The sequence below is a fragment of the Algoriphagus sp. genome, from assembly GCF_039969895.1.
Taxonomy (GTDB): domain Bacteria; phylum Bacteroidota; class Bacteroidia; order Cytophagales; family Cyclobacteriaceae; genus Algoriphagus.
The window spans coordinates 100,172-115,868 of record NZ_JBDVMZ010000012.1; the positions used below are offsets into that span (position 1 = coordinate 100,172).

A 15,697-nucleotide genomic window follows, 5' to 3' on the forward strand; every position below is an offset into this window, starting at 1 on the left:
TTAATGGAGTTTTAGTACAAGCCAATCCATCTTAGTACCTACCCGAAGGATTACTTTCCGCACCAGATGGATTATCCTGCCATGCTCGGTATAGATTGCTCCTTGTCCCACTGCACCTGAAGCGAGAAATAAATCCTGATCTTCCTCAGAAATAATCAACCGCACCGCAAATCTGCCTTCGTGGAATTCTGTCTGCTGCGTGTCGGGAATCATCCCGCTAGCTGTGAGCTGTCCCTGCGCATTTGCCCAGACGATATGATCTACTTCGCACTTGATGATTCTGTTTGGATAAGTTTTCAGGGCGATTTCAGCCTCGTTTCCATCTTCTACCAAGCGCAATTCATTCTGATGAAAAAGTGCAGTCACCCATTGTTCATCCTCCACAAAACTCATCACCGGCTTGATAGGAAATTGAACTGCCATGGCTCCTGGCCGGAGTTGTAAGTTAATCACCCGGCCATCCGCAGGAGCATAAAAAGTAGTCTGGCTCAGATCCCACTCAGCTTGCGCCACCTGAGCTTTTGCCTGCTCCAGATCTGCTCTAGCCTGGGCAATCTCAGACAATTCCCCGTCTGAGGATGTGGCAGACATTTTTTGTAAAACCTGTGATTTTTCTGCTTCTGCCACAGCAATTTGAGCCTGGAAATTGGCCAGATTTGTTTGGGCCTGCTCGTAGTCAAACTTGGAACCAGCGCCTGATTCTGCCAGCACTTTATTTTGTTCCAACCGCTTTATCGCTAAATCCAACTGGGATTGAATCACCTTTATCCTACTATTTGCAGTAGCAAGCTGAGATTCCAATTCCCGATCATACGCCCGAGCGCTAATCACTTTGGCCTCCAGCATAGGGATGCGGGCTTCCAGATTTTTGATCTTCAACTCGAATGGTTCTGGATCTATTTTGAAGAGCACATCACCTTTTTTGACATGCTGATTAGGCTCTACCGGGACCTCGATCACTTGTCCTGTCACGGTGGGCACGATCTCTACGGTGTAGTTCATTACCCGCACGTCATGAGAAGATGGGGCATAAATATTCAGAAGCAAGATCAGCATGGTGATAGCCACCACGGGAATTGTGATGACGATCACCTGCGAAACCGTATTCCAAGGCAATAATTTGAACTTGAAAAATATCAGCCAGACAATTCCGCTGTAAATAATGAGTAATAATATTTCCATGGAAGTATAGTTTCAAATGAAGAAAGTCTTTTTGCGGAGGGGTAGAAATTAGCTTTTTATAGAATCCTCATTCCTAGCTTTTTCCTTCTCCAAATCCTCCATAGTTTGTTCGTGATATTCACCTTTATCCGTACCATAGGCCATTTTATAAAAAACGGGCTTGGAATAGGTCCAGAGCCAAGCTAAAGGCCAAAGTAGCCCTCCAAAAAACAAGGAAAGTATGCAAAGAGTTTTGATCGCTTCAGCTTGGGGATGATTTCTCTTCTCTGCTATTTTTTCAGGTAGTACGTGAACCATCAGAAATACGATGATTATTCCGATAGGTGCTACAATAATGGCAATCCAAGATACCACATCTGCCATTCCATCTTCGAAATCACTGGCGTCAGCGGGTCTAGATAGGAGAAGAAGAAAACCAAGAATAACCAATGGTATCACCGATTTCATTTTTGGTGAAAGAAATTTAGTGGGCATTTTAAGTGAGGTTTTGAAGTACGTATCCTAACAAATATAAATGTTAATGAATGATAATTAGCTATTTACCACTAAGAGGATCTTTTCCCATTTTAAGAATATCAACAAGGTTTTCTATTTTGCCTCATTAGCATAAGTTGACTTTTTATGGTTAATTCATCCCATGAGCCTTATTCCCCATCTCTCTCTAGAATTCATTCTTTCAAATAGTAGCAGGTCTCTACCAAATTTCACTAACCTCTTTTGAAAAATCAACCCCATGAATAAAAAGATAGAATTCACTTTTCTCATTGCGTGTTTTATCCTATTTCCCTTAGGAATCACTTCAGTCCATGCCCAAACTTACGCGCAAAACGGCATGGTCGTATCTGACCATGTGATTGCCTCTCAAGTAGGAGTGGATATTTTGAAAAAAGGCGGAAATGCCATCGATGCTGCAGTTGCCACCGCCTTTGCCTTGGAAGTAACTCATCCCGAAGCTGGAAATATTGGCGGCGGAGGTTTTATCGTTTTCCTGAATGCAGAAGGTAAAGTGACGACTTTTGATTTTAGGGAAAAAGCTCCACTTGCTGCCAGTCCCACTATGTTTTTGGATAAAGATGGAAATATCAAGGACAATTCCAATCACCAGGGATTGCTGGCTGTGGGTGTTCCTGGGACTGTTGCCGGGCTATATCAGGCGCATCAAAAGTATGGGAAATTACCATGGGCTGAGCTGGTAGAACCCTCCGTGAAACTGGCCGAAAATGGCTTCACCATGTCTTGGGGTCTATACAATGCTGCTGTAAATGTGACCGATCAAGATCCCGGTGAGGACATCATGAAAAACTACTTCAAAGGTCCCAACGGAGAAATCGTAAAACCTGGAGAAACCTGGAAACAACCTGCCTTAGCAAAAACACTAAAAGAAATCCAACAACACGGTCGGGATGGATTCTACAAAGGCTGGGTAGCTCAGGAGATCGAAGATTACATGAAGGCCAATGGAGGAATTATCACTAAGGAAGATTTGGAGAAATATGAAGCTGTGGAGCGTGAGCCTGTAAAGGGAACCTTCAATGGCTATGATATCTACTCCATGCCTCCACCAAGTTCCGGCGGAGTCGCGCTAATCGAAATGATGAACCTGATGGAAGAGGCAAATATTTCAGCAATAGAATTCAACTCTACCGCTTATGTTCACTTGGTCGCTGAAGCCATGAGAAGAGCTTTTGCCGATAGAGCAGAGCATCTAGGAGATCCAGATTTCAATTTGGATATGCCCTTGGATAAATTGCTTTCCAAGGATTTTGCAAAAAAGCGCTTTGAAAACCTCGATATGAGCAAAGCCTCCACCTCTGATCCGGCACAATTTGGACACCCTTATGATGGAGAAAATACGACGCATTTTTCAGTGGTGGACAAGGATGGCAATGCTATTTCCATGACTTACACACTGGAAAATTCCTATGGAGTCAAAATGGGCTCAGAGAAATTGGGTTTTATTTTCAACAATGAAATGGGAGATTTCAACCCTGTTCCTGGAAAAACCACCAGTACCGGCCAAATCGGATCTAATCCGAATTTGGTAGCTCCAGAGAAAAGAATGCTGTCCAGCATGACACCTACCATCGTAGCTAAAGATGGCAAGCCTTATTTGGTCATCGGCAGTCCGGGAGGAAGAACTATTATCAACACCGTTTTTCAGACAGTTTTAAATGTGTTGGCTTATGACATGCGTATTGACCGAGCTATCGAAGCGATGAAAATCCACCATCAGTGGCTTCCTGATCGCATTTTGTATGAGCGAAATTTGCTTTCTCCTGATACGAGAGATGCATTAGAGAAAATGGGACATACACTCACTCCAACTACAACTATTGGTGTACTCATGGGAATCACCTATGATGCTTCCAAAAAGCTTTACACTGGTGCGGCTGATTCTTCCAGCGAAGATGGGGGAGCTAGAGGGTATTAAGTAGGATTTAGAAATTTATGGAAAAAGACACCGAGTTAAAACGGGAAATCGGGCTGTGGGGGCTCTCAGCTAATATTGTAAATATCATTGTCGGTGCAGGCATCTTTGTTTTGCCAGCTATTGTAGCTGAGATAATGGGCTCCTCAGGAGTAATCGTTTACTTGTTTTGTGGATTTTTGATAGCGCTGGTAATGCTGTGCTTTGCAGAGGCAGGAAGTAAAGTAGCGAGGTCTGGCGGCGGATATGCGTATGTAGAGACTGCCTTTGGGCCCTATCCGGGTTTTCTCGCAGCGGTATTTATGGTGATAGGAAGCGCCTTGTCTGATGCCGCTGTGGCCAATGCCCTGGTGCAATTGATGGGGCTAGCATTCCCTTCATTTACCCATCCATTAATACGAGTGCTCGTCTTGCTCTTGATTTTCTCAGGATTGGCATACCTCAATGTGATCGGGGTAAAGCAGGGAATAGGCTTAGTGAAAATAAATACCGTGGCCAAACTTACCCCTCTGGTACTTCTGATATTTTTCAGCTGGAAGGATGTTTCCTTCAGCAATTTATATTGGGAGACTGCACCTACATTTGAGAATTTTGGTGCGGCTTCGCTGATCTTATTCTTTGCATTTCAGGGAGGAGACGCTGGTCTTACCGTAGGCGGTGAGATCAAAAACCCTCAGAAAACCGTCCCAAAGGCTATTTTCATAGGAATCACTTTTGTGCTGTTCCTTTACATCCTTATCCAAACTGTATCTCAGGGAGTATTGGGTGATGAGCTACCGGCCAATACAGAAGCTCCACTAGCGGCGGTAGCCAACATCGTTTTCGGGCCTATTGGCTACAGTCTATTACTCATCACCGCTGGAGTGTCCATGTTTGGTATGCTCAGTGGGGAGATCTTAAATATGCCTCGGGTAGTATTTGGATTGGCAAGTGATAGAATTATTCCATTAGATAGATTGGCTGCTATTCATCCCAAATTCAAAACTCCATATTTATCAATTTTGCTCTATGCAGGGATCGGATTTACGCTGGCGGCGGTAGGCGGATTTCGACAGCTGGCAGTGATAGCTTCAGCCAGTATGCTGTTGGTATATTTTGGAGTAACTTTATCTGTGATCAAACTGAGAAGGATGGACAAAGGCAGTGGTGAAAGCTTCAAGATTCCATTTGGATACACGGTACCTATCCTTGCCGCGGGAATTATTCTCTTTTTTCTTTCTAATTTGACAGGGTATGAGAAGACAGGCATTCTGATTTTCATTGCTGTTCTTACCACTATTTACTTTTTGGTGAAGTTATTACCAAAAAAATCCAACTAGACTAATAACCCTTTCAATCCAAAATACTATGGGACTCTTTTGGGATCTAATCCAACAAAGCCAAATCCAAGACCATAAAAGCAAAGCCGAGAGCCTAGAGGTCAGGGTCAGGAATCTTGAGTGGGAGTTGGCACAGACGAGAGAATTGCTGATCAAAACACTAAAAATCCTCGAAGAGCAATCAGGTAAGGATATAGATGGTGATGGGAGAATAGGTTGAGTTGAATTGATTGAGTTAGGTCAAAAGCTACAGATCAGCTGGCGTTCAAGTTGTCTTAACTAATAGACCAGCGATCCTCTTTTGAAAATATTCTTATTTTGCCTTTCGCTAAGTCACAATTTTTAAAATTTCCTCTGCATCCATGGATTTTATACTACTGATCATTGCCTTTCGATTTTTGCAAAGGCATCCACTTACCAAACAGGAATATCCTGAATGGCAAAGTATTTTCATGAAAGCCCTTATTGCAGCCTGTTGCTTTTTGGCTATTCAGCTCATTTTTGATAGAACCGATGGAATCATACGTTGGATTGCACATGGTATCAATGTGTATGTCTTATATGCCACTTATAATCGGCCGGTTTTTTATCCGTTGAAGCCCTACGTTTATGCTTTTTTCCCTGTAGTCCTCGTTCACATCGTCCAGGATCTGGCGAGACTTATCATGCCGGAATTTTACCGGAGTTGGAATGAAATATTCGAAACTGCAGAGCTTTTCGCCTGGATCTGGCTCGTAGCTCAGTTTATAATCAACCACCGACAGCGAAAGGCTCTGGAGGTGGAGAGAATCAAGGCTATTCAGAAGGAAATAGAATATAAAAAATCTCAAAAACTCAAGGACGCCCTTGAAGTACAAGTCGCCGAGCGAACCGCCGAGATTATGGCACAAAAAGAGGAACTACTCCAGACTATCACCGAACTGAAATCCACCCAATCACTTTTGATCCAATCCGAGAAAATGGCCTCCCTGGGCGAGCTGACAGCAGGAATTGCTCATGAAATCCAAAATCCATTGAATTTTGTCACCAATTTTTCTGAGCTGAATAAAGAACTTCTGGAGGAACTGAAAATAGAACTTGCAAAAGGAGACTTGGAGGAAATTAAACTCCTGGTAGGAGACTTGGAGGCAAATGAGGAGAAAATCCTACATCACGGAAAACGGGCAGATGCTATCGTCAAGGGAATGCTTCAGCATAGTCGCTCCAGCTCTGGTGTGAAAGAAGCTACTGATATTAATGAGCTGGCAGATGAGTATTTGCGCCTATCTTACCATGGCTTGCGGGCAAAAGATAAGTCTTTCAATGCGAGCATAGAAACAGACTTTGACGAGAAAGTAGGAAGTGTACAGGTGGTCTCTCAAGAGATCGGACGAGTGATACTGAATTTGGTCAATAACGCCTTTTATGCAGTATCAGAGAAGAAAAAGCAAGTGGATGAGTTGGGCGACTCCTCTCAACTAAGCACCTATACACCAACTGTTTGGCTGAGCACCAAAAGAACCCACAAAGGCGTAGAAATCCGGGTGAAAGATAACGGAACGGGTATGCCCGAGGCGGTGAAGGATAAGATATTCCAGCCGTTTTTCACTACCAAACCTACAGGGCTCGGGACTGGTCTTGGGCTTTCGTTGAGTTATGACATCGTCAAATCCCACGGAGGTGAATTGACTGTTTCCAGTAATCAGGCAGCTAGTAAGAGCAGTGAAAATTCCTTTACTGAATTTGTTGTTTTCATAGCTTCCTGAGCTGATTTTTCTTAGGCTCCTAGAAGCAGGCTCTGCCTGTCAAATTGTATTTTTCAAATTTACCTTTTGTGAAAAAATTTGAATTTAGGTGAAATAGCGCCTTTCTGAACAATCAAACTTTCTAGGTAATTATTGAAAAAGTGCAAAAATTGTTTTGTGTAAAGCATTTTATCTGGAGCAAAATATATCTACCTTTTAGAAATCTTTTTTGATCTACTAGGCCTACAGCGTTACACCAACTACAGTTTTACGATGAGAATTTTTCTCTTTTTTGTGGGGAGCATTTTATTTCTTTTTTCCTGTCACACGCCACAGGAAATCAAAACCGTACCTTCTACTACCACTGTTTCACTCCCCGAACAAATTTCTCTAAGCGAGTTACCAGATTCTCTGCAGCCAATTCATGTGGCTCTAGCTGATGTAGGGCCAGCCCTGCGAATCAAGATCCCAACTCAATCCACAGGTTCTTACACCCATCTGAATGAATCTGGAATGCTGACTAGGGTAAATTTAGAAGTTCCAATTACACAGCATTTACCCTATCTGCTAGATGAGAATGGCCAACTGGTAAAAGATGCTCAGGGCAAACCTTTTCTTCAAGGTGATGGGGGACTTTCACAATTCAAAAACTACAGTTCAGATAATGGTCTTGCCCTAGATGCAGTGAATAGTGCGGTTTTGGACAGTAGAGGCCATCTCTGGTTCGCGACCAATGGTGGGGGAGTCAGTAGGTACGATGGAGTTATTTTCACCAACTATACCACTTCACAGGGATTAGCTGGTAACACCGTCAGAGTAGCGCTAGAAGATAGCCGAGGTGTACTTTGGTTTGGCACGGTGGGAGGAGGGGTGAGTAGCTATGACGGCAATGTGTTCATCACCTATACCACAGAAAATGGCCTAGCTAATGATGATATCCTCAGCATTATGGAGGATTCAGAGGGCAATATTTGGTTTGGTACCTATGGTGGAGGAGTGAGTCGATTTGACGGAAAAAACTTCACAACCTATACCACTGAGCAGGGCTTGGCGGATGATGTAGTCATTAGTATAGCTCAGGATACTTCAGGTAAAATTTGGTTTGGAACTAATGGTGGCGGAGTGAGTCAATTTGATGGAAACTCCTTCGTCAATTTCACCATGACCGAGGGTCTGCCATCGAATAGAATAAGGAGTATAAAGCAGGATCAATCGGGAAATATCTGGTTTGGTACGATTGGCGGGGGAGTGAGCAAATATGATGGGAAAAACTTCAGCACCATCGGGTTGAGTGATGGGCTCGCAAGTCTAGTCATACGCACGATCGTAGAAACGAGCGACGGAGTACTCTGGTTTGCTACAGAAAATGGCGCTAGCCGCTATGAAGGCGATCAAATGACTACCTACACCCGTGAGCAAGGCCTGTCCAGCAACAGCATTTTGGATATCGTAATAGGCGTGAATGGCAAACTATGGTTTTGTACTGATGGTGGAGGCGTGAGCAGATTTGAAGGCAGAAGTTTCACGAATTTCACTACAGCTCAAGGCTTAGGGGGAAATATAGTATTGAGTACTGTGGAAGACCAGGCAGGAAATCTTTGGTTCGGTACAGCCGGAGGAGGAGTTAGTCGATTTGATGGGGAGAAATTTACTGGATTCACCACAGCCCAAGGCCTGGCTGGAGACATCGTAAGCAGTAGCCACCGAGATCAAAAGAACCAGCTTTGGTTTGGTACTGGTGGCGGAGGCGTAAGCAGGTATGACGGTGAAGCATTCACCACTTATACCATAGACCAAGGCTTAGCCGCAAATGAAGTCTATAACATTGAGGAAGATCACCAAGGAAATTTATGGTTTGGAACGGATGGTGGCGGAGTTAGCAAATTTGATGGTGCTGGATTTACTACCTATACAGCACAGCAGGGCTTAGCTGGGGATGTGATTTTAGGCATTGCAAAGGATAACTTCAACAACCTTTGGTTCGGTGCTGCAGATGGGGGATTGAGCAGATTTGATGGCGATACATTTACGAATTTCACCATAGACCATGGGTTGGCAGACAATGCCGTGATACGTCTGGTAAAAGATCAGCAAGGAAACTTATGGGTAGGTACAGAAAATGGATTAAGCATCTTAAGCGCTAATCGGATCAACCAAATCGAAAGCACTACCTCAGCTGAAGACTTCAAATCACTTTTCCAAGATTCTATATCTTTTATCCAAACCTTCACGAAGGTAGATGGACTGCCAGATAATGTAATCCTACAAATAGCCGAATTACCGAATGGAAAAATGGCCGTTGGGACTAATCTTGGCATTGCCATTTTTGATGGAGCCACTGATGGACAGTCACTAGCTTCACTGAGAAACTTGGAGATTTTTAACTCAGAGACGGGATTCCCGGTAAAGGACCTCGTGGATGGGCAAAATGGCATGTATGTGGACAAAAAGGGCATACTGTGGGCAGGAACTGGAAACACCAAAACAGCACTCGTTCGATTTGATTATAGTAAACTAAAAAGGAACTCACTTCCTCCATCCGTGCTCATCAAGGAACTACGGCTCAGTGAAGAGATTATTTCCTGGCATAGCTTGAGCAAAGAATATCAGAGCGATACGGCAAATACTTTCTCCCGGACTATGGATGAACTGGTGGTCTATGGGAAAGAATTGAGTGATTCGGAGAGAGAAAATTTGCAGATAAAATTCAAGGGAATAGAATTTAGCCACATCTCAAGCTTTTATCCTTTACCACAAAAACTGGTTCTCCCTTATAAAAACAATGATATTAACATAGATTTTGGTTCTAATGAACTTGCTAAACCTTACCTGGTAGAGTACCAATACATTTTGGAAGGATATGATGAGAAATGGAGCCCTGTTTTGAAAAAAACTACTGCCAACTTCGGTAACATCCAAGAAGGTACTTACACGTTTAAGGTAAAAGCCCGATTTACGGGTGAAGTAGAAAATGCCGCCGGAGCGTGGACTACCCCGATCAGTTATAGCTTTGAAGTGCTACCTCCTTGGTATCGTACGTGGTGGGCTTATCTATTTTACGGTTTATTGTTCATTTCTCTGATCTACCCTATCACTATTTATCAGAAAAATCAAGTCCTCAAAGCCGAAAACGAGCGAACCAAAGAACGTGAGCTGCAGCATGCAAAGGCGATAGAAGTAGCCTATACAGAGTTGGCTACCACACACGAAAACTTGAAAGACACCCAGGCTCAATTACTACATTCTGAGAAAATGGCCTCCCTAGGTGAGTTAATGGCAGGAATAGCCCATGAGATTCAGAATCCTTTGAACTTCGTGAACAACTTCTCCGAAGTGACCAACGAATTGGTCAAAGAAATCAAAGAAGAAAGAGCCAGACCTGAGGCAGAACGAGATCCAGGCCTGGAAGATGAAATTCTAGAAGATATTGAGAGCAACCTGGACAAAATCACCAAGCATGGCAAACGTGCAGGAGCTATCGTAAAAGGCATGCTTCAACACAGCAGGAGTGGAAAAGGATCTAAGGAACCTACAGACCTCAATGCGCTTGCAGATGAATATTTAAGGTTATCTTATCATGGCTTACGTGCCAAAGACAGCTCATTCAACTCAGACTTTGAAATGGACTTTGATGCTGACCTTCCACTATTGCCGCTGGTGAGTCAGGATATCGGTAGGGTTCTGCTCAACTTGTACAACAACGCCTTCTATGCCGTCAATGAACAGAAGAGTGAAGCTGGAGAAGGCTATAAGCCACTGGTGGCAGTTAAAACCTCGAAAATTGCATTGCCCAATGATAAACAAGCCATTCAGATCAAAGTAAGTGACAATGGAAAGGGAATGCCCAAGTCTGTGGTGGACAAGGTTTTTCAACCCTTCTTCACCACAAAACCAACGGGACAAGGTACTGGCTTGGGCCTCTCGTTGAGTTACGATATCATCAAAGCACACAATGGTGAGATTCAGGTTGAATCGCTAGAAGGAAAAGGTACCGTCTTTACCATTACCTTACCCATATCACCCTCCAATGCAGGCTAATTATGAAGAAAAGCTACCTCCATATCTTTACTTATTTTCCCATTTTCTGTATGCTAATGCTTGTCACTTCATGCCAGAATGGGGATGAGGTTGCTTTTCCAGAGAATCCATCAAACTATCAGATTCCCAGCACCAACCCCTTTGAGCTACCGGCCGGCAAACCGCTTACTTGGAATAAAATTCCTTCTGAGAAAGTCCCCAAAGCAGTAAATCACCGCATAGATTTCAGCAAACTCCCTTCAAAACCCTTTGACATTTTAGACTTCAAACCCATAAATGAAGCTCCTTCAGCTATTCCTATTTCATGGCAGGATGAGCAGGAAATCAGTTTGGATACCATACCAGGGATAACTATTCCTGTCAAAAAACAACTTCTACTCGAGCCACAGATTACCAAACTGGCTTTTCTCTCCAAGTCTGACCTTACCAACTCGGGGGTTTTAAGAATTGGGCAGACCGAGGGATTAATTGGAAATAAAGTTTTTGCCATGGTAACTGATCTGAATGGCATGATTTGGATTTCCACGGAGCGAGGACTTTCCAAGTTTACAGGCGATCAATTCGAAAATTACAACGTGCTGCCAAGAAATCCTGATGGGCTCATTGACAACATAGTTGACCTGGAGATAGGAAACGATGGCAGTTTGCTGATTTTATCTCAATTATCCGGCGTTTATGTGTTGGATATCAATCACAGCTTGCTCACCAACTATCAAATAGGAACTCAGTTTGCGAGAATATATCAGGATAAAACAGGCCTATTCTGGCTAGGAAATCTCAATACTGGGGTACATTTTCTAGATCCCAATTCCAAAAAGCTACATTCCTTGAAGTTCCTAAGTCCTCCCAATAAGCTAACTGCCGCTGGAATTCATTTGGATAAAGCCAACAATCTTTGGTTTGGACTAAGAGGCAAAATTGGAGTTTTAAATCCCGAGCGTAAGTCTGTCAGATTTATCAGTGAAAAGGCGGGTATCGGTTCTACCTCGTTTTTCTATGAATTTACCGAAAACTCAATTGGTGAAGTGTGGGCATCTTCAGTAGAAGAAAAACCTATAGCTTTTTCCTTGGAGGAAAATACACTTACGAGACTTGGACCAGACCAGGGCTTTTTTGGCAAATCCATGTCAGTGACCTTTGATCTGCATAATCGAGCCTGGATTACCACTAATGACACGGTCAGCCTGTATGATCCAGAAATTCAAAAAATCAAGAAAATCCATACCGGAGCTGACTTTTACGGAACTGGCTTTCCTTCTGCTACCATGACCGATGCCAAGGGAAATATATGGATCGGCACAGAAAATACAGGGGTGCTTCTAATCAATCCAGAAGGAATGCTAGCCCAGCACTTCAATGCTTCCAGCGGCTTGGTAAACGACGAAGTTTGGGGAATTCAGGAAGGTCCAAACGGGATGGTTTGGATGGCTACTTATGAAGGAATCAATATTTATGATCCGGAGCAGGAGCGCATCTATCTACTGAAGTTCCCTGGCAACCCCAATACCAATAACCATCGGTCTGTCTCCAGACTATCCGATCACGAATTGCTTTTCGGAAGTTTCGGTGGTTTTACGCTCATTGACCTGAATAGTAATATAGCGTCTGTGTATGAGCTAGACCCTGCGGTGTCCCGTATCGCCTGGAAATCCATCCGCGATTCCAAGGGTAATGTACTGTTAGGAACCGTGGATGGAGTACTCAAATTCAATTCAGACCTGAGCGCTCTCGAGAAAACGGATGAATCTTCAGGACTGGCGTCCAGCCGAGTATGGCTGATAGAAGAGGATAAAAATGGACGATTATGGTTTGGCAACGATATAGGAGTGGATGTAGTGGACCCATCTACGAGCCAGGTGAGCTATCTCAATGGAAGCTCAGGATTGACGAGCGACTATACTTCTATGATGATCAAAACAAAACGAGAGGAAATAGTAGTCGGAAGTGATGCAGGGATCTCCATCATTGATTTGACCACAAATACCATCACTAATCTCACTCCCGCTCAAGGTCTAAATCCTCCTGTGGTCTATGACATGGTGGAAGTAGGAAACGACCTGCACTTCGGGTCGGATAATGGCATAATAGTAGCCAAACGACCTATTTCGGACAATCCTAATTCTATTTGGCATTTTTATAACTATGGAAAAAGAGAAGGTTTTCCATTCAATGACTACAATCAAGCCACAGCCACATATACCTCCAACGGCAACGTCTGGTGGGGAGCCGCACCCATTATGTCTGTCAATACCCAGATCCCTCGAGTGGACACACTACCTCCAGTGGTGGTACTCACCAAGATCAATATCATGGATCAAAACCCTGATTTTCTGGGGACCAATTTCATCAAAAGTCTATTCACAGAAGAAGACTCTATTTGGAATACAGATCATACTGAATTTTATACCAAAAAAGACATACCTAACGACAGCAGCTATTTGGTGCAGAATCAGATCTACTGGGACAGTGTCAATTTGGTGAGTAAGATGCCTGTGGGCTTAGTCCTGCCTTTTGATCAGAACTCGATGAATTTTTCCTTCATGAATCAGGATGTATTGGGTAGGGACAAAATAGTGTACCGTTACATTTTGGAAGGGGAGGACGATGCCTGGTCCGAAATAAACAGTAGAAGCACCACACAAAACTACTACAACCTTCTACCTGGAGACTACACCTTCAAGGTAGCCACACGTGGCTTTAATGGGGTATGGAGTGAGCCCGCAAGTATTAAGTTTACTATTTCACCCCCTTGGTGGCAGACATGGATAGCATACTTGGTTTTTGCTTCCTTGCTGGCCGCATTTATCTACGCCATCGTTCAGGTACGTTCCAAATACCTGCAAAAGGAAAACCGCATCTTGGAGGAGCGAGTATCTCATAGAACCGCCCAGCTCAAAAAGAGCATTGATGAGCTGAAAAATGCCCAAAGTCAACTGGTCCAATCTGAGAAAATGGCTTCTCTGGGTGAACTGACGGCTGGAATAGCACATGAGATTCAAAACCCACTGAATTTTGTGAATAATTTCTCAGAGGTGAGTGGTGAGCTGCTGGAAGAAATGCGCGAGGAACTAGACAAAGGCGATATAGAGGAGGCCAAAGCTATCAGTGTGGACATTCAGCAGAACCTGGATAAAATTAATCAGCATGGCAAGCGAGCAGATGCCATAGTAAAAGCCATGCTACAACACAGCAGAATCAGTGGCGGCAATAGAGCAATGACAGATATCAATGCCTTGGCAGATGAATACCTGAGATTGGCTTATCACGGCTTACGAGCAAAGGACAAGTCTTTCAATGCCACGATGAAGACTCACTATGACCCCTCGGTAGGACAGATACAGCTAGTCGCCCAAGAACTGGGGAGAGTCTTACTTAATCTGATCAATAACGCCTTCTATGCCGTGACAGAGCAGAAAAATGTAAGTAAAAGTGAGTATGAACCACTCGTTCAGATCAGTACCCAGCGCTTAGGTAAGTGGGTGGAAATAAAAGTAAAAGACAACGGCAAAGGAATGCCTGCCTCTGTCAAGGAAAAAATATTCCTTCCATTTTTCACCACAAAGCCAACTGGTCAAGGGACGGGCTTAGGTTTGTCAATAAGTTACGATATTGTAAAAGCACATGGAGGTGAAATTCTGGTGGAGAGCACAGAGGGAGAAGGAACAGAGTTTTGTATTCGATTACCAATAGATACCCAAAACTATGGATAAGGTACAAGAAGAATGGAGTGAGAAAAATAAGGAGCTGAAGCGCTTGCTCGCTGCACGAACACTAGAACTGGAGAAATCTCTTAAGGATTATCAGGAACTTCAGAAGCAATTACTCTTGCAGGAAAAACTCGCGAGCCTAGGTCAGCTCTCCGCAGGAATAGCGCACGAAATCAAGAATCCCATCAATTTCATCAACAACTTCTCGGAGCTGAGTATAGAGTATGTGGAGGAAATCGAAGAGGAGCTTCAAAAACTTGCTCAAAATGATACCCTCGCTGACATCGATAACTTACTCCAAGACATAAAGGCAAACCTTGAAAAAATCCTTCAACATGGCAAGCGGGCAGATGGCATCGTGAAGTCTATGCTGATGCATTCCCGAGGTGGACAAGGGGAGTTTTCCCCAGCCAATATAAATAGTCTGCTCCAAGAGTTTGTCAACTTGGCTTTTCATGGAATGCGAGCTGGGAAGCATCCCATCAATGTAAGTTTTGAGTGGGAGTTAGACCAGAACCTTGGGCAAGTGTCTCTTATAGCAGAAGACTTTAGCCGAGTGATCGTCAATCTCTGCAACAACGCCTTTGATGCTATGCGCGCAAAACTCGATCTACTGGCAAACACAGATGCCAAGCATGACTATCAGCCTAGGCTATTGATCAAAACCAAACAAAAAGGAAATCAGCTCATCGCCCAAATAGAAGACAACGGCGCGGGAATACCCGAACCTATTCTAAATAAAATTTTAGAACCATTTTTCACCACTAAAAAAGGCAAAGAAGGTACAGGTTTAGGTTTGTCGATTACCCACGATATAATCAAGGCGCACAAAGGCAGCTTAGCCATTATATCTCAGGAGGGAGACTTTACACGATTTGAAATTTCATTACCACTCATACCAGCTAAATCATGATAAAAATTTTAATAGTCGATGACGAACGAGACGTAGAATTACTTTTTCGCCAGAAGTTCAGAAAAGAAGTCCGCAGTGGCGCATTGGAACTAGCCTTTGCTTTTTCGGGTGATGAAGCGCTGAGGTTGCTTGATAGCGAGCATCCCCCAGAGGTGGTTTATGTATTTTCAGACATCAATATGCCTGGAATGACAGGACTGGAACTGTTGGAAAAAATTAAAAGCCAATTTCCATCTATCAATGTGAGTATGATCTCAGCGTATGGAGATACGGAGAATTTTAAAAAAGCAATGGACTCTGGAGCAAAGGAGTTCTTTACCAAACCGATTGATTTTGATTCACTTAGAAAAGAAATCGGTCTAATTATCAACCAAGGATAGATCAAT

General features: G+C 43.5%; 10 protein-coding genes. 8 read left to right on the top strand and 2 right to left on the bottom strand.

Annotated elements, in window-relative coordinates; genetic code table 11:
* Together ABJH64_RS06620 and ABJH64_RS06625 are read right to left on the bottom strand one after the other, a co-directional pair.
* Positions 1–1,182 carry an HlyD family secretion protein gene (locus tag ABJH64_RS06620; protein ID WP_348299442.1) on the bottom strand — a complete coding sequence of 394 codons (1,182 nt, stop codon included), beginning with the start codon at positions 1,180–1,182 and terminating at the stop codon, positions 1–3.
* A gap of 48 nt (positions 1,183–1,230) precedes the next feature.
* Entirely contained in the window at positions 1,231–1,656 is a 426-nt protein-coding gene (locus ABJH64_RS06625) for a DUF3302 domain-containing protein (RefSeq protein ID WP_348274310.1), read from the bottom strand.
* 259 nt (positions 1,657–1,915) lie between these two features.
* On the opposite strand from ABJH64_RS06625, the gene ggt reads away from it, so the two are divergent.
* The 8 genes from ggt (at position 1,916) to ABJH64_RS06665 (ending at position 15,691) form a co-directional block, all read left to right on the top strand.
* Positions 1,916–3,613 carry a gamma-glutamyltransferase gene (gene ggt, locus ABJH64_RS06630; RefSeq protein ID WP_348274311.1) on the top strand — a complete coding sequence of 566 codons (1,698 nt, stop codon included), beginning with the start codon at positions 1,916–1,918 and terminating at the stop codon, positions 3,611–3,613.
* A gap of 17 nt (positions 3,614–3,630) precedes the next feature.
* Positions 3,631–4,929, top strand: a complete 1,299-nt coding sequence (locus tag ABJH64_RS06635; RefSeq protein ID WP_348274312.1) for an amino acid permease — start codon at positions 3,631–3,633, stop codon at positions 4,927–4,929.
* Between the two features lie 28 nt (positions 4,930–4,957).
* Positions 4,958–5,149 carry a hypothetical protein gene (locus ABJH64_RS06640; RefSeq protein WP_348274313.1) on the top strand — a complete coding sequence of 64 codons (192 nt, stop codon included), beginning with the start codon at positions 4,958–4,960 and terminating at the stop codon, positions 5,147–5,149.
* A gap of 142 nt (positions 5,150–5,291) precedes the next feature.
* Positions 5,292–6,674: an ATP-binding protein gene (locus ABJH64_RS06645; RefSeq protein ID WP_348274314.1), complete on the top strand. Its 1,383-nt coding sequence runs from the start codon at positions 5,292–5,294 to the stop codon at positions 6,672–6,674.
* Positions 6,675–6,926: 252 nt separating this feature from the next.
* Positions 6,927–10,691 (top strand): two-component regulator propeller domain-containing protein, encoded by a 3,765-nt coding sequence (locus tag ABJH64_RS06650; RefSeq protein WP_348274315.1) that lies wholly within the window; start codon positions 6,927–6,929, stop codon positions 10,689–10,691.
* Positions 10,692–10,693: 2 nt separating this feature from the next.
* Positions 10,694–14,401, top strand: coding sequence for an ATP-binding protein (locus tag ABJH64_RS06655; RefSeq protein WP_348299439.1), 3,708 nt, complete (start codon positions 10,694–10,696; stop codon positions 14,399–14,401).
* On the top strand, positions 14,394–15,311 hold the full coding sequence (locus tag ABJH64_RS06660) for a HAMP domain-containing sensor histidine kinase (protein ID WP_348277118.1): 918 nt from the start codon (positions 14,394–14,396) through the stop codon (positions 15,309–15,311). The genes ABJH64_RS06655 and ABJH64_RS06660 overlap by 8 nt, the downstream gene beginning before the upstream one ends.
* The gene (locus ABJH64_RS06665; protein WP_348277139.1) at positions 15,311–15,691 is read left to right on the top strand and encodes a response regulator; all 381 of its coding nucleotides are present in this window, start codon (positions 15,311–15,313) and stop codon (positions 15,689–15,691) included. Before ABJH64_RS06660 ends, ABJH64_RS06665 begins: the two co-directional genes overlap by 1 nt.
* Positions 15,692–15,697 lie beyond the last annotated feature (6 nt).

Bases quoted from the DNA above. Each gene is read 5' to 3' on its own strand.
- ABJH64_RS06620 (WP_348299442.1), bottom strand. From the start codon at position 1,182: ATGGAAATATTATTACTCATTATTTACAGCGGAATTGTCTGGCTGATA.
- ABJH64_RS06625 (WP_348274310.1), bottom strand. From the start codon at position 1,656: ATGCCCACTAAATTTCTTTCACCAAAAATGAAATCGGTGATACCATTG.
- ggt (WP_348274311.1), top strand. From the start codon at position 1,916: ATGAATAAAAAGATAGAATTCACTTTTCTCATTGCGTGTTTTATCCTA.
- ABJH64_RS06635 (WP_348274312.1), top strand. From the start codon at position 3,631: ATGGAAAAAGACACCGAGTTAAAACGGGAAATCGGGCTGTGGGGGCTC.
- ABJH64_RS06640 (WP_348274313.1), top strand. From the start codon at position 4,958: ATGGGACTCTTTTGGGATCTAATCCAACAAAGCCAAATCCAAGACCAT.
- ABJH64_RS06645 (WP_348274314.1), top strand. From the start codon at position 5,292: ATGGATTTTATACTACTGATCATTGCCTTTCGATTTTTGCAAAGGCAT.
- ABJH64_RS06650 (WP_348274315.1), top strand. From the start codon at position 6,927: ATGAGAATTTTTCTCTTTTTTGTGGGGAGCATTTTATTTCTTTTTTCC.
- ABJH64_RS06655 (WP_348299439.1), top strand. From the start codon at position 10,694: ATGAAGAAAAGCTACCTCCATATCTTTACTTATTTTCCCATTTTCTGT.
- ABJH64_RS06660 (WP_348277118.1), top strand. From the start codon at position 14,394: ATGGATAAGGTACAAGAAGAATGGAGTGAGAAAAATAAGGAGCTGAAG.